The sequence below is a fragment of the Erwinia sp. MYb416 genome (genome assembly GCF_037479575.1).
Classification (GTDB): Bacteria; Pseudomonadota; Gammaproteobacteria; order Enterobacterales; family Enterobacteriaceae; genus Erwinia; species Erwinia rhapontici.
Genome location: NZ_JBBGYT010000438.1, coordinates 191,010 through 216,737 on the forward strand (window position 1 = coordinate 191,010; position 25,728 = coordinate 216,737).

Genomic DNA, 25,728 nt, shown 5'->3' on the forward strand with positions numbered 1-25,728 from the left:
TGCAGTGTAGGTCAGTGATTTTACCGCTGGCAAGCCTGCTGTACATAAGGGTTGTGATTCCCCTGCACACGCGCAATGCGGCGGTCGCGTTCGCATTCCCACTGAGTAGCCGGGTACTGCTTATTCCATGCGGTCATCAACTGGGTTTGCTGTTTTGACATTTGCAGCTGGTACTGGTCACGCATATAGAACCAGGTGCGGGCAATCGCGCCACGGGCGCGCACCGGTGGCTCAGCCAGCTTGTTTTTGAAATCGATCTTCATGGCGCACTGGCCGTACTGCGACTCGCCGCCGTTCCACTGGCTGTACATAAAGTTACCGCGATCGCCGTTTACTTCGCCGATAGACGGTTGCAGGTTGTGCAGGTCAGTTTCGATGCGGCGGTAGCCCTCATCTTTGGCGCAGTTTTTCCGGCCGCCGTTTTGCCAGCACTGGCGCTGGTGGCCGAAGCTCCAGGCCGGAACCACATGTTCCCACTCAATACGGCTGGCGCGGTTGGCATTCTTACGTACCTGATAGCCGCACGAAGCGAGGTCAGGCACGCCTTTTTTCCCCTGCCAGTGAATTTTACAGCCGCAGTAGAATGTGCCGGGCGCACCGTCATTAATCTGCACAGCATAAGCTTTCGCCTGATTGAAGCTGTTCTGATGGTAGTTATCCAGGCTGAGGGCATGGGAAAAGAAGGCGGGTAACAGCAAAGCAAAGGCCACAGAGGCGAAAATTTTGCGAGACATATTCCAGTAAATCTGTAATCCATGAAAGAGGCAGGGAGAGTAACAGATATGCAGGATATTACGAATAAGTGGCGAAGACAGGAGTCTTAAATTGCCTGAATTTCAATCATATCAGGCAGATTTTAAGATTTCTGGAAGTCACCGGACTTGAGGATGTCACCGCAGTGCAGACAGCGGTATTCGCTTTCACCGCGTACCACCCGGTTATGGCGTCTGACCGTCAGCTGATGCTGCTGACAACGGCAGAAATAGGGGAAGGCCCGGCTACGTACGGATTGAACTTCGAACTGATGGGTACGACGGGCGGGAACACCAAGGATGCTTTCCATCATCCATTTCCACTCTTTACCGTGGGGGGCAACGCGACCGAAATGTTTCCATACCAGCAGGTGGGCCAGCTCATGAGGGACAACTTCATCAATAAACGCCTGCTGATTTTCCAGCAGTAATACCGGATTCAGGCGGATTTCCCAGTGCTGTAGCCAGGCGGTTCCGGCAGCGGTTCCACGCTGCTGATAAACCAGTGCCGGTTCGGGATAGTCGCGCTCCAGACGCACATTGGCCTGCTGTAATTTTTCACGCAGTTGGCGCATCACGGCCTGTTGCAAAGCGATGGGGAGTCTCTGGGATTTCATGCAGGCAAGAATACGGGCCGACACCGGGCAATTCAAGTAGCAGTGGCATCGGCAGGCAATGCCCCCACGTTATAGACTAAGGTGTAAACGGTGATAAATTACGCCTCTTATCTGACACCATCATGGATGCGACTGCCTTGCGTGCAAAAATGAAGCTTCTGCTGATCGGGTTGTTACTCTCTGCGCTGTCGGTAGGGATACTGATCCGCAGCCAGCTGGACGAACAATATCGGTTACAAACGGCAGAGTTTGAGCAAATTGCCGCCAGCCTGACAAAATCACTGGCGCAGCATGATGCGCTGATGCCGCTACTGAACAATGATGACGGTTTCACGCTGATGCAGAAAAAATTTCCGCAGATTATTCAACTGGCCCCACTACCGGTCACCGGTAATCCTCAGGCTCAGGTGACGCTGGCTGCTCCCGGGCAATACTGGCTGAACAACCATTTTCGCCATATACGTTTGCTCATTGATGCCCGGCGTCTGATTAACACCCTGCCGCAGTTGGCGAATTTTCAGCAGGTGAGCCTGCTGTGGGAAGGGCAAAGGTTGTATCAGTCAGGCACGCCCGATAAGGGCACGCGCTGGCACTGGTCGCGTCAGCTTAACAGTGCTTCGCAGCCTTTTCTGCTGACGGCGAGCAGTCATCGCCCCTGGCATCTGCTTTCATGGGATCTGGCTGCCGCGCTGGTGCTGATGTGGGCCGTGGTGATCCTGACCGTCAGCAAGGTAATGCAGCAGAATCACCGTCGCAAGGTGGCCGATCTTCGCGTTCATTTTTTCGAGCTGACGCGCATGGACACGATCAATGAGATGACGGCGGGCATGGCCCATGAATTGAATCAGCCGCTGACGGCGGTCATGAGCTATAACCAGAGCGCATTGCGCCTGCTGGAAATGCAGCAGTACGATCGCATTCCTGCGGTGCTGGAGGCTTCCGTGCTCCAGGTACGGCGTATTTCATCTCTTTTGCAGGCATGGCGGGACAATCTGCAAAATCAGCCCGCCGAGCGTAAACCAGTGGATATTCGTCAGATTTGGCGACGGGTAGAAATGCTGTTAGACCGCGAACTGCGGGAGGCTGAGGTGAAAATCGAATACCGTTTTGCCAGCCCCCTGCCTGAGCTATTGGCGGTGCCGCTGTGGCTGGAGCAGATTTTTCATAACCTGTTGAGCAATGCGATTCAGGCACAGCAGGGTCAGGATAAAGCCTGGGTGAGCGTCACGGCACTTCGCGAAGGTAATGCGCTGAGGCTCGAGGTCAGCGACGGCGGGCCGGGGTTATCGGAGCAGGCACTGAGTCATGTTTTTATCCCGTTTTTCACCACCCGTGAAGAGGGGATTGGCCTGGGAATGACGCTGGCGGAAACCCTGATACTGAAAATGGACGGCCGCATTGAGGTGGCTAATCGCCCGCAGGGCGGGGCCTGCTTTACGCTGTGGCTACCGCTGGAGGTTGCATGACGCTATTGACGGTCTACCTGATTGACGACGACAGCGCTATCCGCGAGTCGTTTACCCTGCTGCTGGAAACAATGGGCTGGCAGGTTGCCGCGTTTGCCAGCGCGGGGGAATTTATTGCCATGCAGCAGCACAGCGCTGAACTGCATGGCTGCATCCTGCTGGATATCCGTATGCCGGGAAAAACCGGGCTGACGCTGCTGGATGAATTACAGCAGCAGGCGGTGTTGCTGCCGGTGATCCTGATGACCGGGCACGGTAACATCGAAACCTGCCGCCGCGCGTTTAAGAACGGTGCGTTTGAGTTTCTGACTAAACCGGTTGATGCCGACCTGCTCATTGAAACGGTCAGCGCCGCCTTCAGTCAGTATGAAAAACGCTATCAACTGAGCGTGCAGCGGCGTGAGCTGGCGGAAAAATTCAGCCAGCTGTCCGATCGCGAAGCGGAAGTGATGCAGCAGATGGTGGCGGGGCAGGCGAATAAGGAGATTGCCCAGACGTTGGGGGTATCGCCGCGCACCGTTGAAGCGCATCGCGCGAATATTTTCAGCAAGCTGGATATTTCTTCCCTGGCACAGCTGGTTAAAGAGGTTGAAATGCTTAACTTTCTGCGTCAGAACCAGGTAGTTTTACCTGGCGGGTATCGTAGTTAACCGAATACCCGGCGCGTTGTCTCCCGGTTAAAGTGCGTCCTGTCTTCTACGTACTTTCCGAGGTTTTACGATGAAACATTTTCTGCTTACCGCGTCACTGACGTTGGCTTCTTTCTCTGCTCTGGCGGCACCGGTGGCCGTTGAAAATCTGTCTTTGGCGCAGGCGAACCAGCTGGCACTGGCGACCATTCAGTCCTGCTCTGCCAGCGGTTACAACGTCAGTGTTACCGTGGTGGATCGTGCTGGTGTCACCCTGGCCGTACAGCGTATGGATAACGCGGGACCGCACACAGTGGAAGCCAGTCAGATGAAGGCGTACACCGCGCTGTCGACCAAAAACCCGACCAGTAAAGTGATGGAAGCGGCACAGTCCAATAAAGGTGCTGAGAATATGCGCGATATTCCTGGCTTCCTGCTGCTGGCAGGCGGCGTGCCGGTGAAATCTGGCGAGCAGACGATCGGAGCAATTGGGGTAGGCGGTGCGCCAGGTGGCAATCTGGATCAGCAGTGTGCGGAAGCGGCGTTAAAAGGGATGATGGCGAAGTAAGTCGAAAGGGAAATGTCGGTACGGGGAAGCCCGTACCGACAAGCGGTCAGTACTTAGTTACGCTGACCGATATTGCGCAGTTTTTTACCGCCTAACAGATTGCGTTCGATGTGCTCCAGTGAAACGTTTTTCGTTTCCGGGATCAGCCACAGTGTCAGGACAATAAAGAACAGGTTCAGCGCGCCGTACACCCAGAAGGTGTTGGCGTTACCCAGCGTGTTCAGCATGGTCAGGAAGGTGGCTCCGACAATCATGTTGGCAATCCAGTTGGTCGCGGTCGACACCGTGATACCGAAATCACGCCCTTTCAGCGGCTGGATTTCTGAACACAGTACCCAGATCAGCGGACCGGCACTCATCGCAAAACCAACGATAAACATCAGCAGCATCGCAATAGCGAAGTATTGCGCGCCTTCTGAGTGAATCCCCACGTGCAGCATGGTACCCAGCACGCCCATACCGGCAGCCATCACAATGAAGCCAAGGATTAGCGTCGGCTTACGGCCCCAGCGATCCACCAGACCAATAGCGATAAAGGTGGCCAGCACATTGATCAGCCCGACAATCACCGTTCCCCACATCTGCTGGGTGGTATTGGTGAAGCCAGCAATTTCGAAGATTTTTGGCGCGTAGTACATGATGACGTTCATGCCGGTGAACTGCTGCATCACCTGCAACAGCACGCCAAGATAGACCGCGCGGCGGAAGTTGCTGTTGTCTTTGAACAGCGACCAGCCAGACTGCTTGATCTTCAGACTTTCACGAATTTCATCCAGTTCACGTTTAGCCTGTTCGCTGGTATCACGCAGACGATCCAGCACCCGCTGTGCGCTGCGGAAATCACCTTTCGCCGCCAGCCAGCGTGGGCTGTTAGGCAGGAAGAACACACCCACCAGCAGCAGCAGGGCAGGGATAGTGATCACGCCGAGCATCCAGCGCCATTCACCGGAGTAGCTGAAGGCAGTATCCGACAAATAAGCACCCAGAATACCGATGGTAATCATCAACTGGTACAGCGATATCATGCTGCCACGGATCTTCTCCGGTGCAATCTCAGACAGGTAAAGCGGAGCAGTATACGATGCGACACCCACCGCCAGGCCCAGCAGTACGCGGGCGACAATCAGCATTTCCGGGTTAGGGGAGAAGGCTGACCACAGGGAGCCGATAACGAACAGCACGGCCCCGATCATCAGGCTTTTCTTACGGCCGAGATAGGATGACATCCAGCCACTGCCGACGGCACCGATTGCGGCACCGAACATCATTGAACTTACTATCCACTCCTGTTGGTGAGGAGTCACGCTGAAGTCTTTCGCGATGAAGGGTAATGCGCCGGCAATAACACCGATATCCAGGCCGAACAGCAGGCCTGCCAGTGCTGCGAGGAAGCAGACAAACAGGGTCATAGCCTTGTTTGATGTCCTGCTGCGTTTTTTATTATCAGGCATGGTCGCCTCCATTAAGTAGTACCGTATGTTGTTGTTATAGATGTTAGGAAACCCTGGTACAGCAGACTGTGCTTCAGATCACATTAGTGTAATCGCTTACACTCTGGAAGTTTCTGAAAAACACTTTTTATCCCGCTGTAACTCTTTGTAACCAGTAAGTCATAGCACTTTATAGCTTTAACCGTTTTTACAATGAACGGCTATCGGACAACGCTGAAAATAGCGCATTTTAGGATTTAGTTGAAGATGTTATTTGTTATAACACTAAGAAAAATAAAGAATTATTAAGTGTAATCGTTATCACTAACTGCGATGTGTTTAGGGTCTTTCAGGCATAAAAAAGGGCACCCGAGGGTGCCCCTGATACATCAGGCTTGAGTTTATTTCAGGCCAGCAGCATCACGCAGCAGTTCAGCTTTGTCGGTTTTTTCCCAAGGGAAATGTTCGCGACCAAAGTGACCGTATGCCGCCGTTTCACGGTAGATCGGATGCAGCAGGTCCAGCATCTGGATCAGGCCGTAAGGACGCAGGTCGAAGAATTCGCGCACCAACAGGGTCAGTTGTTCAGTTGAGACTTTCTCTGTGCCGAAGGTTTCGACCATGATAGAGGTCGGTTCTGCTACGCCGATAGCGTAGGAGACCTGGATTTCGCAACGATCGGCCAGGCCAGCGGCCACGATGTTTTTCGCCACATAACGTGCTGCGTAGGCCGCAGAGCGGTCAACTTTAGACGGATCTTTACCTGAGAACGCACCGCCGCCGTGACGGGCCATGCCGCCGTAGGTATCAACGATGATTTTACGCCCGGTCAGACCGCAGTCGCCCATTGGGCCACCGATAACAAAACGGCCAGTTGGGTTGATATGGTATTTGGTGTTGGCGTTGATCCACTCCGTCGGCAGAACCGGCTTGAGGATCTCTTCCATTACCGCTTCCTGCAGATCTTTCTGCGAAACGTCTTCGGAGTGCTGGGTCGACAGAACGACGGCATCAATACCAACAATTTTACCGTTGTCGTACTGGAAGGTGATCTGGCTTTTCGCGTCCGGACGCAGCCAAGGCAGGCTGCCGCTTTTACGTACTTCAGCCTGACGCTGTACCAGACGGTGTGCGTAAGTGATCGGCGCAGGCATCAGCACGTCAGTTTCGTTGGTGGCGTAACCAAACATCAGGCCCTGGTCGCCAGCACCCTGCTCCAGCGGGTCGGTACGGTCAACGCCCTGGTTAATGTCGGGAGACTGTTTGCCAATCGCACTCAGTACGGCACAAGAGTTGGCATCAAAGCCCATATCGGAATGGACATAGCCGATATCACGCACGGTCTGACGAGTGATCTCTTCAATATCGACCCATGCGCTGGTGGTGATTTCACCGCCAACCAGAACCATTCCGGTTTTCACATAGGTTTCGCAGGCCACGCGAGCTTTCGGATCTTGCTCGAGGATGGCATCGAGCACAGCATCTGAAATCTGGTCGGCGATTTTATCAGGATGTCCTTCTGATACGGACTCGGATGTAAAAAGGTGTTTAGCCATTTTATTCTTTACCTTGACTCTAACGGGTTGAAAATCGACTGCATGCGCCAGGACCGGAAACCAGTCTGGAAACTCAGACATGACGCCCCCACAGGCAAAGCCATGAGCAGTACAAACAAGACGCTGATAAGCGTCATACTTCAAGCTGTGGCTTCGCTGGCGACGCTTGTTTGTCGCCCTGCTACAACTCGAATTATTCAGGGTATAGAAGTTAACCAGTTTAGACGGATTAACATCTGGACGGCTATTCTAGGTTACTCATTAATCGGATTGCCAGCGTTTTTTCTTTAATGAAAATTTCAACTAATGTTCAAAGTGTCAAATTTTCATGACAGAGGGCGCATTGTGCACATTAAGATTTTGCATAATGTTATACTTAAGAGGTTGTTCGGTGCGGAATTTCAGCGTTTTGTGCTGACTAACCTGCCAGTCGATGGGTTGTTGTCGCGGGTTTTCCCTGCGATAGTAGTTTACTGTTTCGCATCAATGAAATTCGAGGATCGAAATGTCTGACGACATGAAGACAATTAAGGGTTCGTCAGCAGGCGAACAGGGCGTACTCCGTTCCATGCAGGAGGTCGCCATGAGCGATTTGGACGCCAGCAAAATGCTGCGGACTTACAATATTGCCTGGTGGGGTAATAACTACTACGACGTGAACGAACTCGGCCACATCAGCGTTTGTCCCGATCCCGATGTGCCGGAAGCACGCGTCGATCTCGCCAAACTGGTGAAAGAGCGTGAGGCTGAAGGCCAGCGCTTACCCGCCTTGTTCTGTTTCCCACAAATTTTACAGCATCGCCTGCGCTCGATTAACGCCGCGTTTAAACGTGCGCGTGAGTCTTACGGCTATCGCGGTGATTACTTCCTGGTGTATCCGATTAAGGTTAACCAGCATAAACGCGTGATTGAGTCCCTGATCAACTCCGGTGAACCCCTGGGGCTGGAAGCAGGCTCGAAAGCCGAGCTGATGGCCGTGCTGGCCCATGCCGGGATGACGCGTTCGGTGATCGTCTGTAACGGCTATAAAGACCGTGAATATATCCGCCTCGCACTGATTGGCGAGAAGATGGGCCACAAGGTCTATCTGGTGCTGGAAAAAATGACCGAAGTGAAGCTGGTACTGGAAGAAGCGGAACGCCTGAACGTGGTACCACGCCTGGGTATTCGTGCGCGTCTGGCTTCGCAGGGCTCCGGCAAATGGCAGTCGAGCGGCGGAGAGAAATCCAAGTTTGGTTTGTCCGCGACCCAGGTGCTGAAGCTGGTCGAGATTATGCGCGAAGCGGGCCGTATGGAAAGCCTGCAGCTGCTGCATTTCCATCTGGGCTCTCAGATGGCAAACATTCGTGATATTGCAACAGGTGTGCGTGAGTCGGCGCGCTTCTACGTCGAACTGGCGAAGCTTGGCGTTAACATCCAGTGCTTTGACGTCGGCGGCGGCCTTGGCGTGGATTATGAAGGCACGCGCTCGCAGAGCGACTGCTCCGTTAACTACGGTCTGAACGAATACGCTAACAACGTGATCTGGGCTATCGGTGATGCCTGTGAAGAACACGGCTTACCGCATCCGACGGTGATCACGGAATCGGGCCGGGCAGTGACCGCGCACCATACGGTGCTGGTCTCCAACATTATCGGTGTGGAACGTAATGAATTCAGCGAGCCTCAGGCGCCGCTGGAAGACTCCCCGCGCCCGATTGTCAGTATGTGGGACACCTGGCAGGAGATGCATGAGCCGAGCAACCGCCGCTCATTGCGTGAATGGCTACATGACAGCCAGATGGATCTGTTCGATATCCACACCGGTTATTCGCAGGGAACTTACGACCTGACACAGCGTGCCTGGGCCGAGCAGCTGTATCTCAGCATCTGCCACTATATTCAGCAGCACCTTGACCCAAGCAACCGCGCGCACCGTCCGATTATCGATGAGCTGCAGGAGCGTATGGCGGATAAGATTTACGTCAACTTCTCGCTGTTCCAGTCGATGCCCGACGCCTGGGGTATCGATCAGCTGTTCCCGGTGATGCCGCTGGAAGGGCTGAATCAGGTGCCTGAACGCCGCGCCGTGCTGCTGGACATTACCTGTGACTCGGACGGGACTATCGATCACTACATTGACGGTGACGGCATTGCCACCACCATGCCAATGCCGGAATACGATATTGATAATCCGCCGATGCTGGGCTTCTTTATGGTCGGTGCTTATCAGGAAATTCTCGGCAACATGCATAACCTGTTCGGGGATACCGAAGCGGTCGACGTCTTTGCTTTCGCCGACGGTTCGGTGGAAGTACAGCTTTCTGACGAAGGCGATACCGTGGCCGATATGCTGGAATATGTGCAGTTGAACCCGGCAGAGTTGCTGACGCACTTCCGTAACCAGATCAAGCAAAGTGACCTGGATGAAGAGCTGCGCGCGCAGTTCCTGGAAGAGTTTGAAGCAGGCCTGTATGGCTACACGTATTTAGAAGACGAGTAAGTCTGGCCCCCAAACGGTCATACTGAATTAACGAATCCCTTCCGGGTCGGGCTAACGACGCGGTGGGGATTTTTTTCATCTTTTGTTTGTCAGTCAGAAAGGAGTTGCTATGAATAACACCCTGGGTAACCAGTACGATAACTCGCTGGTTTCTAACGCCTTCGGTTTTATGCGTTTTCCGGTCAATTTTCAGCCTTACGACAGTGATGCCGAGTGGGTGATTACCGGTATTCCGTTTGATGCAGCCACCTCCGGTCGTCCGGGAAGCCGTCTTGGTCCAGGCGCTATTCGTCAGATTTCCACCAATCTGGCCTGGGAAGGTTGCCGCTGGCCGTGGGAGTTAGACCTGCGTCAGCGCCTGAATGTGATTGACTGCGGTGATCTGGTTTACGCCTTCGGGGATTCTCAGGATCTGAGCGACAAATTGCAGGCACATGCGGAAAAGTTGCTGGCTAACGGCAAACGTATGCTGACGTTCGGCGGCGACCATTACATCACGCTGCCACTGCTGCGCGCGCATGCCAAAACATTCGGTAAGATGGCGCTGGTCCATTTTGATGCGCACACCGACACCTATTCTAACGGCCCGACGTTTGACCACGGCACCATGTTCTATACGGCGCCGAAAGAAGGGCTGATCTCACCTGAGCATTCCGTACAGATCGGCATTCGTACCGAGTTTGATAAGTCTCTGGGCTTTAATGTACTGGATGCTGCTCAGGTCAACGATCGCAGTGTGGATGATATCCTCGCGCAGGTGAAAGCGATTGTCGGCGATCTGCCCATCTATCTGACGTTCGATATCGACTGCCTGGACCCGGCTCATGCTCCAGGCACCGGAACGCCGGTGATTGGCGGCCTGACCAGCGATAAGGCCAGCAAGCTGGTACGCGGTTTACAGGGAATGAATATCGTTGGTATGGATCTGGTGGAAGTGGCACCGGGTTACGATCAGTCCGATATCACGGCGCTGGCGGCTGCCAGTCTGGCGCTGGATATGCTGCACGTACAGGCAGCGAATAAAGGGTAGTTTCCTGTGAGAAGGGCTGACCGAAACAGACGGTCAGCCCCTGGGTTTGCCAGGGCGATCTTTTTTCGGTCGCCCCGTGTTGATTATTTACCAGCCGCAATACGCTGTTTGATGTGGTCTGCGCGCGCCTGGGAAGCCGGGTGCGAATCAAACATGCTGCTTTCGTGAGTCCCTTCCATCTTCGCTAACTTCTCAAAGCTGGTCACCAGGCCCTGTGGGTTGATGTTGCGCTTTTTCAGCAGATCGAATGAGTAGTCATCCGCCTGGGACTCCTGGCTCTGGGAGAACTGTGCATTCACCAGTTTCTCGCCCAGTGCACCTAGCTGAGACTGTGACAGCGATGCGGCAACGCCCCCCGCAGAAGCTGCGGCAGTACGTGCAGCAGTCGTGGCATAGGCCAACTGCATCGCTTTACGTGAGTGACCCAGCGCTACGTGGCCCATTTCATGGCCCAGCACGCCTTCGACTTCGTTATCGGTCATCAGGTCCATCAGGCCGCTGTAAACGCGGATACAGCCATTGGCCATCGCCCAGGCGTTGACGTCTTTGGTCAGATAAACTTTATAGTTTGCCGGGGTACCGTTGATATTGTCGCCCAGTGCCGCTGAGATTTTGCTCAGGCGTTTAGCATAAGTGCTGCTGGCAGGGGCGATCTGCGCTTCGCTGTCCATCTGCTGACAGGATTTATCGCTTAACTCTTTGACCTGTGCATCGCTCAGTGTGGCAGCCTGGTAGGCTTGTGCACCGGACTGCATCAGCGTGTTAGCATCAAAATTCTGACAGCCAGAGAGGGTCGTGGCCAGTGCCAGTGCAGCGAAAGAAATACGTTTCTTCATTCCAGTTCATCCATTTAGGTAACAAGGTAGGAAAATCATTAAGTTGAAAAAAAACGTCGGGAAAAAAAAGCCGACGGAAGAGGTGTTATAGCGCGTGTAAAGGCGATTGCCTAGTCGCCGTGCTCTCAAACTGCAACTTCTGTGATTATTTTTACATCCTGCGGCATGTACATGTTACCCGTATTTCATGTACATTGATGGTCGACTTTCCTTCGGCTTTGCCTGATAACTCATTCATTACAATAGGTTAAGGACGGCGAAGCGTTAAATCCGACCTGGAGTAGAAAATGTCTTCTCGTAAAGAGCTTGCCAACGCCATTCGCGCATTAAGTATGGATGCGGTGCAAAAAGCCAAATCCGGCCACCCGGGTGCCCCAATGGGTATGGCCGATATCGCCGAAGTCCTGTGGCGTGACTTCCTGAATCACAACCCTACAAACCCTCTGTGGGCAGACCGCGACCGCTTCGTGCTGTCTAATGGTCACGGCTCTATGCTGATCTACAGCCTGTTGCACCTCAGCGGTTATGACCTGCCAATCGGTGAACTGGCTAACTTCCGTCAGCTGCACTCCAAAACCCCAGGCCACCCTGAATACGGCTATACCGCTGGTGTGGAAACCACCACCGGTCCATTGGGCCAGGGTATTGCGAACGCAGTAGGTATGGCGATTGCTGAACGTACACTGTCAGCGCAGTTCAACCGTCCAGGCCATGATGTGGTCGACCATAACACCTACGTGTTCCTGGGCGACGGCTGCATGATGGAAGGTATCTCCCACGAAGTGTGCTCACTGGCGGGAACGCTGAAGTTGGGCAAACTGGTGGCGTTCTATGACGACAACGGTATCTCCATTGACGGCCACATCGAAGGCTGGTTCACCGATGATACGGCGAAACGCTTCGAGTCTTACGGCTGGCACGTTGTGCGTGGTGTCGATGGCCACGACGCTGACGCCATCAAGAAAGCGGTTGAAGAAGCGAAAGCGGTTAGCGATAAGCCTTCACTGCTGATGTGCAAAACGGTCATCGGTTTCGGTTCACCGAACAAAGCCGGTACGCATGATTCCCACGGCGCACCGCTGGGTGATGATGAAATTGCACTGACCCGTAAGCAGTTGGGCTGGAACCATGCGCCGTTTGAAATTCCTTCAGACATCTATGCGCAGTGGGATGCCAAAGAAGCTGGTCAGGCAAAAGAAGCGGCATGGAATGAGAAGTTTGCTGCCTATGCAAAAGCCTTCCCTGAACTGGCGGAAGAGTTCAAACGCCGTGTGAACAACGAGCTGCCAGCGAACTGGGCAACCGAGTCGCAGAAATTCGTTGAAGAGCTGCAGGCTAACCCGTCTAAAATCGCCAGCCGTAAAGCGTCACAGAATGCCATCGAAGCCTTTGGTAAACTGCTGCCGGAATACCTGGGCGGCTCCGCTGACCTGGCACCAAGCAACCTGACAATGTGGTCTGGTTCTAAGCCAATCAACGAAGATGCAGCGGGTAACTACATCCATTACGGTGTGCGCGAATTCGGTATGACCGCGATTGCCAATGGTATCACCCTGCACGGTGGTTTCCTGCCGTACACGGCAACCTTCCTGATGTTCGTTGAATATGCCCGTAATGCGGCGCGTATGGCGGCACTGATGAAGATTCGCCAGGTGATGGTCTACACCCATGACTCTATCGGTCTGGGCGAAGATGGCCCGACTCACCAGCCGGTTGAGCAGATCGCCAGCCTGCGTGTTACACCGAACATGAGCCTGTGGCGTCCGTGTGACCAGGTTGAATCAGCGATCGCATGGAAATATGCGATTGAGCGTAACGATGGCCCGACGGCCCTGATCCTGTCACGTCAGAATCTGGCACAGCAGGACCGTACTGCGGAACAGCTGGCAAACGTAGCACGCGGTGCTTACGTGCTGAAGGACTGCGCAGGTACACCTGAAGTTATCCTGATTGCAACCGGTTCAGAAGTTGAGCTGGCAGTAGGCGCGTATGACAAGCTGACGGCTGAAGGCCGCAAGGTGCGCGTTGTGTCTATGCCGTCTACCGATGCTTTCGACAAGCAGGATGCTGCCTACCGTGAAGCCGTGCTGCCGAAAGCAGTCAGCGCCCGCGTGGCGATTGAAGCTGGTATCGCAGATTACTGGTTCAAATACGTTGGTCTGAACGGCGCTATCGTCGGTATGACCAGCTTCGGTGAGTCAGCGCCCGCTGAGAAGCTGTTCGAACTGTTTGGCTTCACCGTGGATAACGTTGTCGCTAAAGCAAAAGGCCTGCTGTAATAGCGTAACGGATGAGGTATGCCTCACCGCTATGAGGGTCGGGCGTGCCCGACCCCTACGCAGTTTACCTTGAGGGTCGGGCATGCCCGACCCTTCTTTATCCCGCCAGAAAAAATTCCAAATTTGTGACGTAGATCGAAAGTTACGCTCCACAATTGATCCGAATCATTCCTATTATTCCTTACTTCTATTATTCTAGCTGAAGCGTTTCAGTACTATGTCGCACAAGGATCACCATTCAGACTGAGCCTTGTTATGATGCAAGAATATCCTGTACAAATCGCGGTGGCTGGCTCAGGCTAATCCTCCGATTTCATCGTGAATTCTGAAGCAGGAGTGATATGACGGTTCGCATTGCCATTAACGGATTTGGTCGTATAGGGCGCAACGTGTTGCGTGCACTGTATGAAACCGGCCGCCGTGCTGAGATTACGGTGGTTGCCATCAATGAGCTGGCAGAGGCCGCCGGAATGGCGCATCTGTTAAAGTATGACACCAGCCATGGGCGCTTCGCCTGGGATGTGCGTCAGGAGCGCGAACTGCTCTCCGTTGGCGATGACACGATCCGTTTGCTGCACCATACTGATATTGCGGCGCTGCCGTGGCGCGATCTGAATGTGGATATCGTGCTGGACTGTACCGGGGTTTATGGCAGTCGTGCAGATGGCGAAGCCCATTTGCAGGCGGGGGCCAAAAAGGTCCTGTTCTCACACCCTGGTGGTAACGATCTTGATGCCACAGTGGTCTTTGGCGTGAATGAAAAAGATCTGCTGCCTGAGCATTTGCTGGTGTCGAACGCCTCCTGCACCACGAATTGCATCATCCCTATTATCAAGCTGTTGGATGATGCGTGGGGTATTGAGTCGGGTACGGTGACAACCATCCATTCTGCCATGCATGACCAGCAGGTGATTGATGCTTATCACCCGGATTTACGCCGTACACGTGCGGCCAGTCAGTCGATTATTCCTGTCGACACTCGCCTGGCTGCCGGGATTACGCGTTTCTTCCCAAAATTTAACGATCGTTTTGAAGCGATTGCTGTGCGTGTTCCCACCATCAACGTGACGGCCATTGACCTCAGCGTCAGTGTGCGGGATCCCGTCAGCGCCTGCGAGGTTAACGCCCTGCTGCAAAGTGCGTCAGAAGGGGCATTTAGTGGTATAGTTGACTACACGGAATTGCCGTTAGTCTCCATTGATTTTAACCATGATCCGCACAGTGCTATTGTCGACGGCACCCAAACGCGGGTCAGTGGTCAGCACCTTATCAAGACGTTAGTCTGGTGCGATAACGAATGGGGCTTCGCTAATCGTATGATCGATACGACGTTAGCGATGGCCACCAGCGGTTTCAGGTAAGGCGCGTACAGCGTCTGTAAAACTTTGAGAATCAACGAGAGGGTTCACCATGTCTGTAATTAAGATGACCGATCTGGATCTGGCTGGTAAACGTGTTCTGATCCGTGCGGATCTGAACGTGCCAGTAAAAGAAGGGAAAGTGACGTCTGATGCACGTATTCGCGCTTCTCTGCCGACCATTGAGGCGGCACTGAAGCAAGGCGCAAAAGTGATGGTCACCTCGCACTTGGGTCGCCCGACCGAAGGTGAATACAACGAAGAGTTTTCTCTGCTGCCGGTAGTGAACTACCTGAAAGACAAGTTGGGTGCAGATAACGTTTCCCTGGCAAAAGATTACCTGGACGGTGTTGAACTGACCGCGGGTAAACTGGTTGTTCTGGAAAACGTGCGCTTTAACAAAGGCGATAAAAAAGACGACGAAACCCTCTCTAAAAAATATGCTGCCCTGTGCGACATCTTCGTGATGGATGCTTTCGGTACTGCTCACCGTGCTCAGGCGTCTACCCATGGCGTGGGCAAATTTGCACCAATCGCCTGTGCGGGTCCGCTGCTGTCAGGTGAACTGGAAGCGCTGGGCAAAGCCCTGAAAACCCCGGCACGCCCAATGGTTGCCGTGGTTGGTGGTTCTAAAGTGTCTACCAAATTCGATGTGCTTAACTCGCTGGTGAACATTGCAGACACCGTGATTGTGGGTGGGGGTATCGCGAACACCTTCGTGGCTATCGACAACAACGTGGGTAAATCTCTGTACGAACCTGATTTCGTGGCTGCCGCTAAGAAACTGCGCGACGAATACAAAATTCCGGTGCCAACTGACTCTCGCGTAGGCACGGAATTCTCTGAAACTGCACCTTCTACCGTGAAGAAAGTGTCTGAAGTTCAGGACAACGAAGAGATCATGGACTTTGGTGACGAAACCGCACTGGCAATGGCTAAGTTGTTGAAAGAAGCCAAAACTATTCTGTGGAACGGCCCGGTAGGCGTGTTCGAATTCCCGAACTTCCGCAAAGGCACCGAAATTATCGCGAACGCGATTGCAGACAGTGACGCATTCTCCATTGCCGGCGGCGGTGATACGCTGGCCGCTATCGACCTGTTTGGTATCGAAGATAAAATCTCTTATATCTCTACCGGTGGCGGTGCATTCCTTGAGTTCGTGGAAGGCAAAACCTTACCTGCGGTTGCCATGCTTGAAGAGCGTGCAAAGCAGAAGTAATTAAACCTCAGAGCGGGGTATAAGTACCCCGCATGAGAACTGAATCCTTTAATACGACCGAAGAAACAGGACAAGCTAACATGTCTAAAATTTTTGATTTCGTAAAACCAGGCGTTGTCACCGGTGACGACGTGCAGAAGATCTTCCAGGTAGCGAAAGAGAACAAATTCGCTCTGCCAGCAGTTAACTGCGTGGGCACTGACTCCATCAACGCCGTTCTGGAAACCGCAGCGAAAGTTAAAGCCCCGGTTATCATTCAGTTCTCCAACGGTGGTGCAGGTTTCATCGCGGGTAAAGGCCTGAAATCTGACAAGCCACAGGCTGCGGCTATTTTTGGTGCCATCTCTGGCGCACATCACGTTCACCTGATGGCTGAACACTATGGCGTGCCTGTTATTCTGCACACTGACCACTGCGCTAAGAAACTGCTGCCGTGGATCGACGGTCTGCTGGATGCGGGTGAAGAGCACTTCGCTAAAACCGGTAAGCCACTGTTCTCTTCTCACATGATCGACCTGTCTGAAGAGTCTCTGGAAGAGAACATCGAGATTTCCAGCAAATACCTGGCGCGCATGGCGAAAATCGACATGACCCTGGAAATTGAACTGGGCTGCACCGGTGGCGAAGAAGACGGCGTGGACAACAGTCACATGGACGCTTCTGCTCTGTACACTCAGCCAGAAGACGTGGATTACGCTTACACCAAGCTGAACGCTATCAGCCCGCGTTTCACTATCGCTGCTTCATTCGGTAACGTGCACGGCGTGTACAAGCCAGGCAACGTGAAACTGACCCCGACCATCCTGCGTGATTCTCAGAAATACGTCAGCGAAAAACACGGCCTGCCAGTGAACTCACTGGACTTCGTGTTCCACGGTGGTTCCGGTTCATCAGCAGCTGAGATCGAAGAATCTATCGGTTACGGCGTGATCAAAATGAACATTGATACCGATACCCAGTGGGCAACATGGGACGGCATCCTGCAGTACTACAAAAAGAACGAAGGCTATCTGCAGGCGCAGCTGGGTAACCCGGAAGGCGCTGATAAGCCGAACAAGAAATACTACGACCCACGTGTATGGCTGCGCTCTTCACAGGCTTCCATGATCGTGCGCCTGGAGCAGGCATTCAAAGAGCTGAACGCAGTCGACGTACTGTAAGTTCCCGCTCTGTTTAAAAAAGGCCCTGAGGGGCCTTTTTTTATGCATTCAGTTCTGAATTGTCAGGTAATTTCGCCGCTTATTTGGCACAACCCCCTTTTCTTGTTTACCCTTAACCCCATCGGCTGCTGGTTGAACGGCAGATATTCGAATGCCCATTTTGGGCCTGAAAAAGGACAGGGGAATGGATGATTTAAATGTGGTAAACGGCATCAATAATGCGGGTGGCTGGCTGGTGCGTAACCAGGCGCTGTTGTTGAGCTATGCGGTCAATATCGTTGCGGCCATTGCGATTATCATTATCGGTATGATTGCTGCCCGATTTATTTCCGGGACGGTGAATAAGCTGCTGGTAGCACGAAAAATTGACCCTACTGTCGCTGACTTCCTGTCCGGGTTGGTGCGCTACGGCATCATTGCCTTTACGCTGATTGCTGCGATGGGGCGTGTAGGCGTGCAGACAGCCTCGGTGATTGCTGCACTGGCAGCCGCAGGCTTTGCGTTTGCACTGGCTCTGCAAGGTTCGCTCTCGAACCTGGCCGCGGGTGTACTGCTGGTCACCTTCCGTCCGTTCCGCGCGGGAGAGTTTGTTGATCTGGGCGGTGTGATGGGAACAGTGCTTAATGTACAGATCTTCTCGACCACATTACGCAGTGCTGACGGTAAAATTGTTGTGGTGCCAAATGGCAAAATCATTGCGGGGAATATCATTAACTTCTCCCGCGAGCCAGAACGCCGCAATGAATTTATTATTGGCGTCGCCTACGATGCTGATATCGATGAAGTGCTGACACTGCTGCGCGGCGTGGTGGATGCCGAGCCTCGCGTTCTGCAGGAGCGCGGTGTGCAGATTGGCCTGAACGAGCTGGCCGCCTCTTCGGTTAATGTGGTGATTCGCTGCTGGAGCAAAGCGGGTGACTTACAGGATGTCTACTGGGACCTGATGAGAAACTTCAAACGTACGCTGGATGCCAACAACATCGGTATTCCTTACCCGCAGATGGATGTTCATCTGCACCAGGTCAAAGCGCCAGAAGCAGAAGTGGCGAAAGCGGAATAATCCTGTCAGGGCCGGCCATTTTCCGGTCGGCCCTTATCTTACTTTGCCCCTCTCAGTATTAGCCTTTCTTATTAACCATTAAATCTTTCAATTTCCCCTAATGATATTGCCGCTATACACTTGCCGAAAATCTTGACTGGTGAGGCGATTGTGATGTTATCCGTTTATTTTCAGGGGGTTGCTATGGGCGCAGCGCTTATTCTTCCGCTTGGCCCGCAGAATGCCTTTGTGATGAATCAGGGCGTGCGCCGCCAGTATCATCTGATGACCGCTGCACTCTGTACGCTGAGTGATATTGTGCTGATCTGTGGCGGAATATTTGGTGGTAGCGCATTGCTTAACCAATCCGAGCTGCTACTCAATCTGGTAACGTGGGGCGGAGTGGCTTTCCTGCTGTGGTATGGCTGGGGCTCGCTGAGAACAGCGTTCAGTGGCGATATCAACCTGGCGTCTGCCGCTGTTTTAAAGCAGGGACGCTGGCGCATTGTCGCGACCATGATGGCGGTGACCTGGCTCAATCCGCACGTCTACCTGGATACCTTTGTGGTGTTGGGCAGTCTGGGCGGGCAGCTACCGGATGAAGCGCGCCGCTGGTTTGCTTTAGGCTCCGCCAGCGCCTCAGTACTGTGGTTCTTCGGCCTCGCGCTGCTAGCCGCCTGGCTGGCACCGCTGCTGAACACCACGCGTGCCCAGCGCATTATCAATCTGCTTGTGGGGTTGGTGATGTGGGCAATTGCGCTGAAACTGGCGCTACAGGCGCTCGGGATAGCGTAGCGGGAACTCACTATCAGAATCGATGTCATAGTGTGATGCGCTAATGTGCCCTAAAATATGTTGTACCGCCGCATTTTGACGGAATAATTCGCTATCGACTGACCGATGGCGCTATCGATAAGATAATGACAGACCCCATGGAGGAAGCAGTGAAGCTAACGAAACTGGCCCTGGCCGCAATGATTGGATTGGGTACTTTACCCTTAGCAGTGCAGGCTGATGAATTACCCAATGGCCCGCACGTGGTGACCTCCGGGCAGTCGAGCGTTGATGCCACGCCGGATATCGCAACACTGGCTATCGAGGTGAGTGTTTCTGCTAAAGATGCCGGTGAAGCGAAAAAACAGGCAGACAGTCGTGGTCAGCAATATTTTTATTTTATGAATAAAAACAGCATAGAGAAGAAAGATATCAACGCTGCCAACCTGCGTACTCAACCGGAATATGACTACCTGAAAGACGGTAAATCGGTGCTGAAAGGCTACCGTGCTGTGCGTCAGGTTCAGGTCACGCTGCGTCAGCTGGATAAGTTGAATGAACTGCTCGATGGCGCACTGAAGTCAGGCCTGAACGAAATTCGTTCGGTTGAACTGGGTGTGGCAAACCCTGAAGAGTACAAAGCGAAAGCGCGCAAAGCTGCTATTGATGATGCAACAAAGCAGGCGGGCGATCTGGCACAGGGCTTCGGTACGAAGCTGGGCCCGGTTTACAGCATTCGTTATCACGTGGCTAACTATCAGCCAATGCCGATGGCACGGATGTACAAAGCCGCTGATGCTGCGCCAATGACCTCTGCCGCCCAGACCTATGAGCAGCAGAGTATCCATTTCGACGACCAGGTTGACGTGGTATTTGAATTGCAGCGTAACCCTTAATCCACGCAGTCTGACCGCAACAGAAGGCCAGCCTCTACGCAGAATGTCGTAGGGGCTGGCCTTTTTTCTGGCCGCCCCCTGGCCGGGTTATTCTGTATCCTGGCGCAGCACACGATGACCATGCGCCAGCAGGGCATCGGTCACCTTGCGCATCAGGCGGCTTTCTGGGGCAAAGCGGTGCCAGTAAAGCATCCGGCGCTGTAACAGACCCGGCGTTAAATCAATCAATTCCCCTTCCGCCAGTTCGCGCTCAATCTGCAAATGCGGGATCATACAGCAGGTGGTTCCCTGACGGGCCAGCTGCACAAAAGCTTCTGACGAGTTGACGATATGGCAGGGCACGCTGCCCGGTGACAGATCAAAGTTTTGCTGTAAAAACGCCTGATGCATATCATCCAGATGGTCAAACGCCACGGCGGGTGCTTTCAGCAGCGCAGAGCGCGTCACGCCATTTGGGAAGTAGCGGGCAGCAAACTCTTTTGAACCGACAAACAGATAGTCGAGCGCACCGAGCTGATCGACCAGACAGCTCGGCAACGGCTGTGGCTGGATACTGACGGCACCGACCACTTCACCACGACGCAAGCGTTCCTGGGTGCGGGTTTCATCTTCCACCTGAAGATTCAAGCGTACTGGCGAATCAGTCAGCACGGTTTTCAGCGCGGGCAGCAGCCAGGTCGCGAGACTGTCGGCGTTCACCGCCAGCGACAGCAGTAACGGCGTGGTGCCGCTATTATCGTCACCCAACCACTCTTCTTCCAGCAGTTCTACCTGGTGCAATAACGCCAGCAGTTTCTGGCCCTGTTCCGTTGGGCGCGGCGGTACGGTTCGCACCAGCAAAGGCTGGCCAAACATATTCTCAAGCTGCTTAATGCGCTGTGAGACCGCAGACTGGGTAATACAGAGCTTTTGCGCGGCACGTTCAAAGCCGCGCTCGCGAATCACTGCATCCAGCGCCTGAAGCGTTCGATAATCCGGGCGTTTCATTAATCGTTCTACTCTCTTTCAGGTGTGGTTGTGCACTATGCCATAGATTGGGGGTATAGCTTACGCCACTTTACGAATCAACCACTTTGTGGGGTGTGTTCCAATCCTGTGAATCAAACGCCGTGGAAGGCGGTGATTTTGCCCAGCCTTGCTTTATACTACGCGCACACAGTGGCTCACAGGTTTTAAACATACCATGACACAAGACGAACTGAAAAAAGCTGTCGGCTGGGCAGCTCTGGATTACGTCACTCCGGGCACTATCGTTGGCGTTGGCACCGGGTCGACTGCTGCCCATTTCATTGATGCACTGGCGTCGATTAAACATCAGATTGAAGGAGCGGTCTCCAGCTCAGAAGCTTCCACGGCCAAACTGAAAGGCTACGGCATCCATGTCTTCGATCTTAACGAGATCGATCAGCTGGCGGTCTATGTTGACGGTGCCGATGAGATTAACGGGCAGATGCAGATGATCAAGGGCGGCGGCGCAGCGCTGACGCGCGAGAAAATTATTGCAGCCGTTGCCGACCGCTTTATCTGTATTGCGGATGCATCCAAGCAGGTCGATGTGCTGGGGCGTTTCCCTCTGCCGGTAGAAGTTATCCCGATGGCGCGCTCGTACGTTGCTCGCGAACTGGTGAAGCTCGGTGGTCAGCCGGAGTACCGCCAGAACGTGGTGACCGACAATGGAAACATTATTCTTGATGTTCATAATCTCAAAATCATTGACCCCATTCGGCTGGAAGCAGCAATTAACGCGCTGCCAGGCGTAGTCACTGTGGGTCTGTTTGGTGCCCGTGGTGCCGATGTGGCGCTGATCGGTACAGCCAACGGCGTGCAAACTATTCAGAAATGATCTCTCTGGCACCCGCGGGTGCCGGTTATTTTTATGCGAAAAACATCTTTTCTTTTGCAGGCGAAATTTAGTGACTTATGTCACATAGTTGCTGCCTGAGGCGCGATCCTCCTGAAGGTTCACGTTGCACCATGATTTTCTGCCGCAATGTTCTGTGAGTCGGGGGCGCCATGCTGGAGGCCAGGCAATCGTTTGTATTGCCGCCAGCGTAGATTTTGTTATTTTGACAGAAGGCTATCTTATATCCCCGCGTTTTTCCCATTGCAGCCGACAGCGATTATGTTGGTCAACGAGAACAATGACAGGGATTAAGCCACATCTGAAGTCTGCTAAATAGGGTCGGGAAATGGCAAAAGTATCACTGGAGAAAGACAAAATTAAATTCCTGCTGGTGGAAGGCGTTCACCAGAGTGCAGTTGATAATCTGCGCTCTGCTGGCTACACCAACATTGAATTTCACAAGGGCGCATTGGATAGCGAAACACTGAAAGAATCCATCCGTGATGCGCACTTCATCGGGCTGCGTTCGCGCACCAACCTTACCGAAGAGATCTTTGCTGCGGCAGAAAAACTGGTTGCCGTTGGCTGTTTCTGCATCGGGACAAACCAGGTTGATCTGAATGCGGCAGCGAAGCGTGGTATTCCGGTGTTTAACGCACCTTTCTCCAATACCCGATCCGTAGCTGAACTGGTGATCGGTGAGCTGTTGCTGATGCTGCGCGGTGTTCCGGCGGCCAATGCGAAAGCACACCGTGGCGAGTGGCATAAACTGGCTGTGGGTTCCTATGAAGCACGCGGCAAAAAGCTGGGCATCATTGGTTACGGTCATATCGGTATGCAGCTGGGTGTGCTCGCCGAGAGCCTGGGTATGCATGTGTTCTTCTACGATATTGAGAGCAAACTGCCGCTGGGTAATGCCACGCAGGTACAGCATCTCTCTGACCTGCTGAATATGAGCGATGTTGTGAGCCTGCACGTGCCTGAAACGCAGTCCACCCAGAATATGATGGGCCCGGAAGAGTTGGCGCTGATGAAGCCCGGCGCACTGCTGATCAACGCCTCGCGCGGAACCGTGGTGGATATTCCTGCTCTGTGCCACGTGCTGGCCACTAAGCACCTGGCGGGCGCGGCGATTGACGTTTTCCCTGAAGAACCTGCGACCAACAGCGATCCGTTCAATTCACCGCTGTGTGAGTTCGACAACGTGATCCTGACACCCCATATCGGTGGGTCGACCCAGGAAGCTCAGGAGAACATCGGTATTGAAGTCGCGGGTAAACTGGCCAAGTACTCTGACAATGGCTCTACACTGTCGGCGGTTAACTTCCCGGAAGCCTCGCTGCCAATGCACGGTGCGAATGCCAGCCGTCTGATGCACATCCATGAGAACCGTCCAGGTGTACTGACGGCGATCAACCTGATCTTTGCTGACCAGGGTATCAACATCTCCGCTCAGTATCTGCAAACGACACCGCAGATGGGTTACGTGGTCATCGACGTTGATGCACCGCAAGATGTGGCTGATAGAGCACTGCAGCTGATGAAGGCAATTCCTGGTACCGTTCGCGCACGTCTGCTGTACTGATTGTCGTGTTGTTCATGCCTCAACCTTGAGGCATTGATTCAGCCAGATGGATAATGAATACCCGCAAGATTTCTCGCCGCAGGAAGGCGACAACTGAACAAATCCCCGGGAGCTTACTGAAGTAAGTGACCGGGGTTTGTGAGGGCAGGCAACACACCTGTGGTGTGAAAGATAAAGGGTATTACCATTGCCAGATTTTTGAAGGCGTAATCAACGCAGGTAAGGGAATATCCCATTGCTCTACCGGCAAGGTGTCTACCTGCTGACAATCATGCGCCAGCCCTATCGGCATAAAGCCGTGCTGCTGCCAGTTCTGTAGCGTCCTGTCGTAAAATCCGCCTCCCATCCCCAGACGTTGTCCTCCGGCATCAAACGCCACCAGTGGCACGATCAGCACATCCAGCTCGCTTAACGGCAACAGATTGCGGATATCCAGCGGCGGTTCAGGAATACGCAGGCGGTTTATCTTCAGTTCAGTCTTCTCATCGTAACGCAGAAACAGTAACTGACCCGTCGAGAAAGGATGAAGCACGGGCAGGTAAACCTGCTGCTTTCGCTGCCACAGTTTGGCGATTAATGGTCGGGTATTGATCTCGCCATCGACGGAAAGAAACAGTGCGATATGCTGCGCCTGCTGTATCGGGGCAAAATTCAGGGCATGGTCTGCCGCCTGCACTGCGGCAAGTTGCTGCTGTTCATCGCTGATTTCACGACGCAAATTGCGTACGTGCTTACGGATATCCTGACGAAGCATCAATGTGGGGTTCATTACGTGGCTGACTCCATGAAATCGTACAGAAGCGTGCCGGATAGCTTAGAGAAAAATGAAATCGATCGGGAGGGGAGAACAAAAAAGGGAGGTTCTCCGAGATGCCGCCGCAGGCTGTAACCCTTGAACCCATGGTTCAAGGTGAGTATGCCGTCGTAACCATCAGGCTTCTCGGACGGACCGAGCTTGCGCACAGGTTACAGAGCGTCACACTCTGTTTGGTATTAATTATCGGCTCAGGGGACGGGCCCGCTTGCAAACATCTCAGAGAATTTTTTACTTCACCGTCACTCTATCACAGGTAACGCTAAAGTGTTATTCGAACTTCGCACCGGTACGTTCAGTTATGCGACCTTGCTCAAGCAATGCTTGTTCAATGGTCTGTTGTAGCATCCGAATTCGTTGTTCCATGTTCGACGCATAGTCACGGGTTTTGACTTTTTCCTGCGCGAGTTCATGGCAAATGTTCAGTGCTGCAATGAATACCAGTTGCTCTGTATTTGTGACTCTAGTGCGAACTTTTAAGTCTTGCAACCGTTGATTGAGGTCTTCGGCAGCCAGATTCAGCGCATCTTGCTGTTCGGGCGGACAATTTACTCTTAATGAACGGCCAAAAATTTGAATATCTACCGGTTGTGCAGACATGCCACCATCCTGACTGATTACTGCGCCCGCAATCACCCTTACCGCTCAAGGGCTTGGGAGGGGCGCCACTATAACTACCCCTAATATAAGAAACAACCCCTTTCTGGAATCGTTGAGGCACCTGGTGGTAGCATATCACGAACTTATCCAGCCAACGACGATCAAAACTCATGTCACTAACCAACATAATGCCGGGCTACAACACGCTGGCCTCAGTACTGACGCAGCAGGGCGTAGGAATGACCCCTGCAGAAATGCATGGCCTGATCAGTGGATTGATCTGTGGCGGCAGCCATGACAGCAACTGGCAAACGCTGGTGCACGACCTGACAAACGAAGGCATGGCGTTCTCACAAACCCTGGCGCAGCCTTTGCAGGAGATGCACGAAGCGATCGGCAACTCACTGGAAGATGAAGGCTTCCTGTTCCAGCTTTATCTGCCTGAAGATGACGACATCACTGTATTCGACCGTGCTGATGCACTGGCCGGCTGGGTGAACCATTTCCTGCTGGGTCTGGGAGTGGCGCAGCCAAAAATTGGTCAGGTCAAAGGGGAAACAGGTGAAGCCATCGACGATCTGCGTACTATCGCACAGCTCGGTTATGATGAAGATGAAGATCAGGAAGAGCTTGAACAGTCGCTGGAAGAGGTGATCGAGTATGTGCGCGTCGCCGCACTGCTGTGTCACGATACCTTTACCCGCGCGATACCGACCAATGTCGTGATGAAAAAGCCAACGCTGCACTAGGGCTGGGCCATCCCGGCCGCCAGTGGTGATTTAACGGAACAGCATT

General features: G+C 53.4%; 24 protein-coding genes and 1 other RNA gene. 16 read left to right on the plus strand and 9 right to left on the minus strand.

The window, feature by feature from the left end:
* Positions 1 to 20: 20 nt before the first annotated feature.
* Positions 21 to 734: a deoxyribonuclease I gene (endA, locus tag WH277_RS10320; protein WP_339505564.1), complete on the minus strand. Its 714-nt coding sequence runs from the start codon at positions 732 to 734 to the stop codon at positions 21 to 23.
* A 122-nt stretch (positions 735 to 856) separates the two neighbouring features.
* The gene (locus WH277_RS10325; protein WP_339506331.1) at positions 857 to 1,369 is read right to left on the minus strand and encodes a SprT family zinc-dependent metalloprotease; all 513 of its coding nucleotides are present in this window, start codon (positions 1,367 to 1,369) and stop codon (positions 857 to 859) included.
* A 149-nt stretch (positions 1,370 to 1,518) separates the two neighbouring features.
* On the opposite strand from WH277_RS10325, the gene WH277_RS10330 reads away from it, so the two are divergent.
* From WH277_RS10330 to WH277_RS10340, 3 genes are all read left to right on the plus strand, one after another.
* The gene (locus tag WH277_RS10330; protein WP_339505566.1) at positions 1,519 to 2,835 is read left to right on the plus strand and encodes a sensor histidine kinase; all 1,317 of its coding nucleotides are present in this window, start codon (positions 1,519 to 1,521) and stop codon (positions 2,833 to 2,835) included.
* Positions 2,832 to 3,485, plus strand: coding sequence for a response regulator transcription factor (locus WH277_RS10335; RefSeq protein ID WP_171148822.1), 654 nt, complete (start codon positions 2,832 to 2,834; stop codon positions 3,483 to 3,485). The genes WH277_RS10330 and WH277_RS10335 overlap by 4 nt, the downstream gene beginning before the upstream one ends.
* 70 nt (positions 3,486 to 3,555) lie before the next feature.
* Positions 3,556 to 4,032, plus strand: coding sequence for a GlcG/HbpS family heme-binding protein (locus WH277_RS10340; protein ID WP_171148821.1), 477 nt, complete (start codon positions 3,556 to 3,558; stop codon positions 4,030 to 4,032).
* Between the two features lie 53 nt (positions 4,033 to 4,085).
* Here the strand turns inward: WH277_RS10340 and WH277_RS10345 are convergent, their stop codons facing one another.
* Both WH277_RS10345 and metK read right to left on the minus strand, forming a co-directional pair.
* A complete protein-coding gene (locus WH277_RS10345) occupies positions 4,086 to 5,483 on the minus strand; it encodes a sugar porter family MFS transporter (protein WP_171148820.1) in 1,398 nt (465 codons plus the stop codon).
* A 380-nt stretch (positions 5,484 to 5,863) separates the two neighbouring features.
* Positions 5,864 to 7,018 (minus strand): methionine adenosyltransferase, encoded by a 1,155-nt coding sequence (metK, locus tag WH277_RS10350; protein ID WP_133846166.1) that lies wholly within the window; start codon positions 7,016 to 7,018, stop codon positions 5,864 to 5,866.
* 306 nt (positions 7,019 to 7,324) lie between these two features.
* On the opposite strand from metK, the gene WH277_RS28700 reads away from it, so the two are divergent.
* From WH277_RS28700 to speB, 3 genes are all read left to right on the plus strand, one after another.
* Complete coding sequence (locus WH277_RS28700; protein WP_133846168.1) at positions 7,325 to 7,531, plus strand: virulence promoting factor; 207 nt, start codon at positions 7,325 to 7,327, stop codon at positions 7,529 to 7,531.
* Positions 7,524 to 9,500 (plus strand): biosynthetic arginine decarboxylase, encoded by a 1,977-nt coding sequence (gene speA, locus WH277_RS10355; RefSeq protein ID WP_133846169.1) that lies wholly within the window; start codon positions 7,524 to 7,526, stop codon positions 9,498 to 9,500. The genes WH277_RS28700 and speA overlap by 8 nt, the downstream gene beginning before the upstream one ends.
* 109 nt (positions 9,501 to 9,609) lie before the next feature.
* Positions 9,610 to 10,530 (plus strand): agmatinase, encoded by a 921-nt coding sequence (gene speB / locus WH277_RS10360; RefSeq protein ID WP_339505574.1) that lies wholly within the window; start codon positions 9,610 to 9,612, stop codon positions 10,528 to 10,530.
* An 83-nt stretch (positions 10,531 to 10,613) separates the two neighbouring features.
* Here speB and WH277_RS10365 read toward each other — a convergent pair whose 3' ends face one another.
* Positions 10,614 to 11,366 (minus strand): M48 family metallopeptidase, encoded by a 753-nt coding sequence (locus tag WH277_RS10365; RefSeq protein WP_133846171.1) that lies wholly within the window; start codon positions 11,364 to 11,366, stop codon positions 10,614 to 10,616.
* 287 nt (positions 11,367 to 11,653) lie between these two features.
* On the opposite strand from WH277_RS10365, the gene tkt reads away from it, so the two are divergent.
* From tkt to WH277_RS10400, 7 genes are all read left to right on the plus strand, one after another.
* On the plus strand, positions 11,654 to 13,645 hold the full coding sequence (gene tkt / locus WH277_RS10370; protein WP_133846172.1) for a transketolase: 1,992 nt from the start codon (positions 11,654 to 11,656) through the stop codon (positions 13,643 to 13,645).
* A 341-nt stretch (positions 13,646 to 13,986) separates the two neighbouring features.
* Positions 13,987 to 15,006 (plus strand): erythrose-4-phosphate dehydrogenase, encoded by a 1,020-nt coding sequence (epd, locus tag WH277_RS10375; protein ID WP_133846173.1) that lies wholly within the window; start codon positions 13,987 to 13,989, stop codon positions 15,004 to 15,006.
* Between the two features lie 49 nt (positions 15,007 to 15,055).
* Positions 15,056 to 16,222 (plus strand): phosphoglycerate kinase, encoded by a 1,167-nt coding sequence (gene pgk / locus WH277_RS10380; RefSeq protein WP_339505578.1) that lies wholly within the window; start codon positions 15,056 to 15,058, stop codon positions 16,220 to 16,222.
* Between the two features lie 80 nt (positions 16,223 to 16,302).
* A complete protein-coding gene (gene fbaA / locus WH277_RS10385) occupies positions 16,303 to 17,382 on the plus strand; it encodes a class II fructose-bisphosphate aldolase (protein WP_133846175.1) in 1,080 nt (359 codons plus the stop codon).
* Between the two features lie 184 nt (positions 17,383 to 17,566).
* Positions 17,567 to 18,442 carry a small-conductance mechanosensitive channel MscS gene (mscS, locus tag WH277_RS10390; RefSeq protein WP_133846176.1) on the plus strand — a complete coding sequence of 292 codons (876 nt, stop codon included), beginning with the start codon at positions 17,567 to 17,569 and terminating at the stop codon, positions 18,440 to 18,442.
* 153 nt (positions 18,443 to 18,595) lie between these two features.
* Entirely contained in the window at positions 18,596 to 19,216 is a 621-nt protein-coding gene (argO, locus tag WH277_RS10395) for an arginine exporter ArgO (RefSeq protein WP_133846177.1), read from the plus strand.
* Positions 19,217 to 19,365: 149 nt separating this feature from the next.
* Positions 19,366 to 20,091 (plus strand): oxidative stress defense protein, encoded by a 726-nt coding sequence (locus WH277_RS10400; RefSeq protein WP_339505580.1) that lies wholly within the window; start codon positions 19,366 to 19,368, stop codon positions 20,089 to 20,091.
* An 87-nt stretch (positions 20,092 to 20,178) separates the two neighbouring features.
* Here the strand turns inward: WH277_RS10400 and WH277_RS10405 are convergent, their stop codons facing one another.
* Positions 20,179 to 21,078, minus strand: a complete 900-nt coding sequence (locus WH277_RS10405) for a LysR family transcriptional regulator ArgP (RefSeq protein WP_133846178.1) — start codon at positions 21,076 to 21,078, stop codon at positions 20,179 to 20,181.
* Between the two features lie 196 nt (positions 21,079 to 21,274).
* Between WH277_RS10405 and rpiA the strand changes: the two genes are divergently transcribed.
* A complete protein-coding gene (gene rpiA / locus WH277_RS10410; protein ID WP_159337592.1) occupies positions 21,275 to 21,934 on the plus strand; it encodes a ribose-5-phosphate isomerase RpiA in 660 nt (219 codons plus the stop codon).
* Between the two features lie 346 nt (positions 21,935 to 22,280).
* Positions 22,281 to 23,519, plus strand: a complete 1,239-nt coding sequence (serA, locus tag WH277_RS10415; protein ID WP_133846180.1) for a phosphoglycerate dehydrogenase — start codon at positions 22,281 to 22,283, stop codon at positions 23,517 to 23,519.
* A 181-nt stretch (positions 23,520 to 23,700) separates the two neighbouring features.
* Here serA and WH277_RS10420 read toward each other — a convergent pair whose 3' ends face one another.
* The 3 genes from WH277_RS10420 to zapA form a co-directional block, all read right to left on the minus strand.
* Complete coding sequence (locus WH277_RS10420; RefSeq protein ID WP_133846323.1) at positions 23,701 to 24,288, minus strand: 5-formyltetrahydrofolate cyclo-ligase; 588 nt, start codon at positions 24,286 to 24,288, stop codon at positions 23,701 to 23,703.
* Positions 24,289 to 24,377: 89 nt separating this feature from the next.
* A non-coding RNA gene (gene ssrS / locus WH277_RS10425) (6S RNA) lies at positions 24,378 to 24,562 on the minus strand.
* Between the two features lie 41 nt (positions 24,563 to 24,603).
* The gene (zapA, locus tag WH277_RS10430; protein WP_062744299.1) at positions 24,604 to 24,933 is read right to left on the minus strand and encodes a cell division protein ZapA; all 330 of its coding nucleotides are present in this window, start codon (positions 24,931 to 24,933) and stop codon (positions 24,604 to 24,606) included.
* A gap of 170 nt (positions 24,934 to 25,103) precedes the next feature.
* On the opposite strand from zapA, the gene WH277_RS10435 reads away from it, so the two are divergent.
* The gene (locus WH277_RS10435; protein ID WP_133846181.1) at positions 25,104 to 25,682 is read left to right on the plus strand and encodes a YecA/YgfB family protein; all 579 of its coding nucleotides are present in this window, start codon (positions 25,104 to 25,106) and stop codon (positions 25,680 to 25,682) included.
* The last annotated feature ends 46 nt before the right edge of the window (positions 25,683 to 25,728 follow it).

What these genes read in the sequence shown, in the direction of transcription:
- endA (WP_339505564.1), bottom strand. Translation starts at nt 734, where the DNA reads ATGTCTCGCAAAATTTTCGCCTCTGTGGCCTTTGCTTTGCTGTTACCC.
- WH277_RS10325 (WP_339506331.1), bottom strand. Translation starts at nt 1,369, where the DNA reads ATGAAATCCCAGAGACTCCCCATCGCTTTGCAACAGGCCGTGATGCGC.
- WH277_RS10330 (WP_339505566.1), top strand. Translation starts at nt 1,519, where the DNA reads ATGAAGCTTCTGCTGATCGGGTTGTTACTCTCTGCGCTGTCGGTAGGG.
- WH277_RS10335 (WP_171148822.1), top strand. Translation starts at nt 2,832, where the DNA reads ATGACGCTATTGACGGTCTACCTGATTGACGACGACAGCGCTATCCGC.
- WH277_RS10340 (WP_171148821.1), top strand. Translation starts at nt 3,556, where the DNA reads ATGAAACATTTTCTGCTTACCGCGTCACTGACGTTGGCTTCTTTCTCT.
- WH277_RS10345 (WP_171148820.1), bottom strand. Translation starts at nt 5,483, where the DNA reads ATGCCTGATAATAAAAAACGCAGCAGGACATCAAACAAGGCTATGACC.
- metK (WP_133846166.1), bottom strand. Translation starts at nt 7,018, where the DNA reads ATGGCTAAACACCTTTTTACATCCGAGTCCGTATCAGAAGGACATCCT.
- WH277_RS28700 (WP_133846168.1), top strand. Translation starts at nt 7,325, where the DNA reads ATGTTCAAAGTGTCAAATTTTCATGACAGAGGGCGCATTGTGCACATT.
- speA (WP_133846169.1), top strand. Translation starts at nt 7,524, where the DNA reads ATGTCTGACGACATGAAGACAATTAAGGGTTCGTCAGCAGGCGAACAG.
- speB (WP_339505574.1), top strand. Translation starts at nt 9,610, where the DNA reads ATGAATAACACCCTGGGTAACCAGTACGATAACTCGCTGGTTTCTAAC.
- WH277_RS10365 (WP_133846171.1), bottom strand. Translation starts at nt 11,366, where the DNA reads ATGAAGAAACGTATTTCTTTCGCTGCACTGGCACTGGCCACGACCCTC.
- tkt (WP_133846172.1), top strand. Translation starts at nt 11,654, where the DNA reads ATGTCTTCTCGTAAAGAGCTTGCCAACGCCATTCGCGCATTAAGTATG.
- epd (WP_133846173.1), top strand. Translation starts at nt 13,987, where the DNA reads ATGACGGTTCGCATTGCCATTAACGGATTTGGTCGTATAGGGCGCAAC.
- pgk (WP_339505578.1), top strand. Translation starts at nt 15,056, where the DNA reads ATGTCTGTAATTAAGATGACCGATCTGGATCTGGCTGGTAAACGTGTT.
- fbaA (WP_133846175.1), top strand. Translation starts at nt 16,303, where the DNA reads ATGTCTAAAATTTTTGATTTCGTAAAACCAGGCGTTGTCACCGGTGAC.
- mscS (WP_133846176.1), top strand. Translation starts at nt 17,567, where the DNA reads ATGGATGATTTAAATGTGGTAAACGGCATCAATAATGCGGGTGGCTGG.
- argO (WP_133846177.1), top strand. Translation starts at nt 18,596, where the DNA reads ATGTTATCCGTTTATTTTCAGGGGGTTGCTATGGGCGCAGCGCTTATT.
- WH277_RS10405 (WP_133846178.1), bottom strand. Translation starts at nt 21,078, where the DNA reads ATGAAACGCCCGGATTATCGAACGCTTCAGGCGCTGGATGCAGTGATT.
- rpiA (WP_159337592.1), top strand. Translation starts at nt 21,275, where the DNA reads ATGACACAAGACGAACTGAAAAAAGCTGTCGGCTGGGCAGCTCTGGAT.
- serA (WP_133846180.1), top strand. Translation starts at nt 22,281, where the DNA reads ATGGCAAAAGTATCACTGGAGAAAGACAAAATTAAATTCCTGCTGGTG.
- WH277_RS10420 (WP_133846323.1), bottom strand. Translation starts at nt 24,288, where the DNA reads ATGAACCCCACATTGATGCTTCGTCAGGATATCCGTAAGCACGTACGC.
- zapA (WP_062744299.1), bottom strand. Translation starts at nt 24,933, where the DNA reads ATGTCTGCACAACCGGTAGATATTCAAATTTTTGGCCGTTCATTAAGA.
- WH277_RS10435 (WP_133846181.1), top strand. Translation starts at nt 25,104, where the DNA reads ATGTCACTAACCAACATAATGCCGGGCTACAACACGCTGGCCTCAGTA.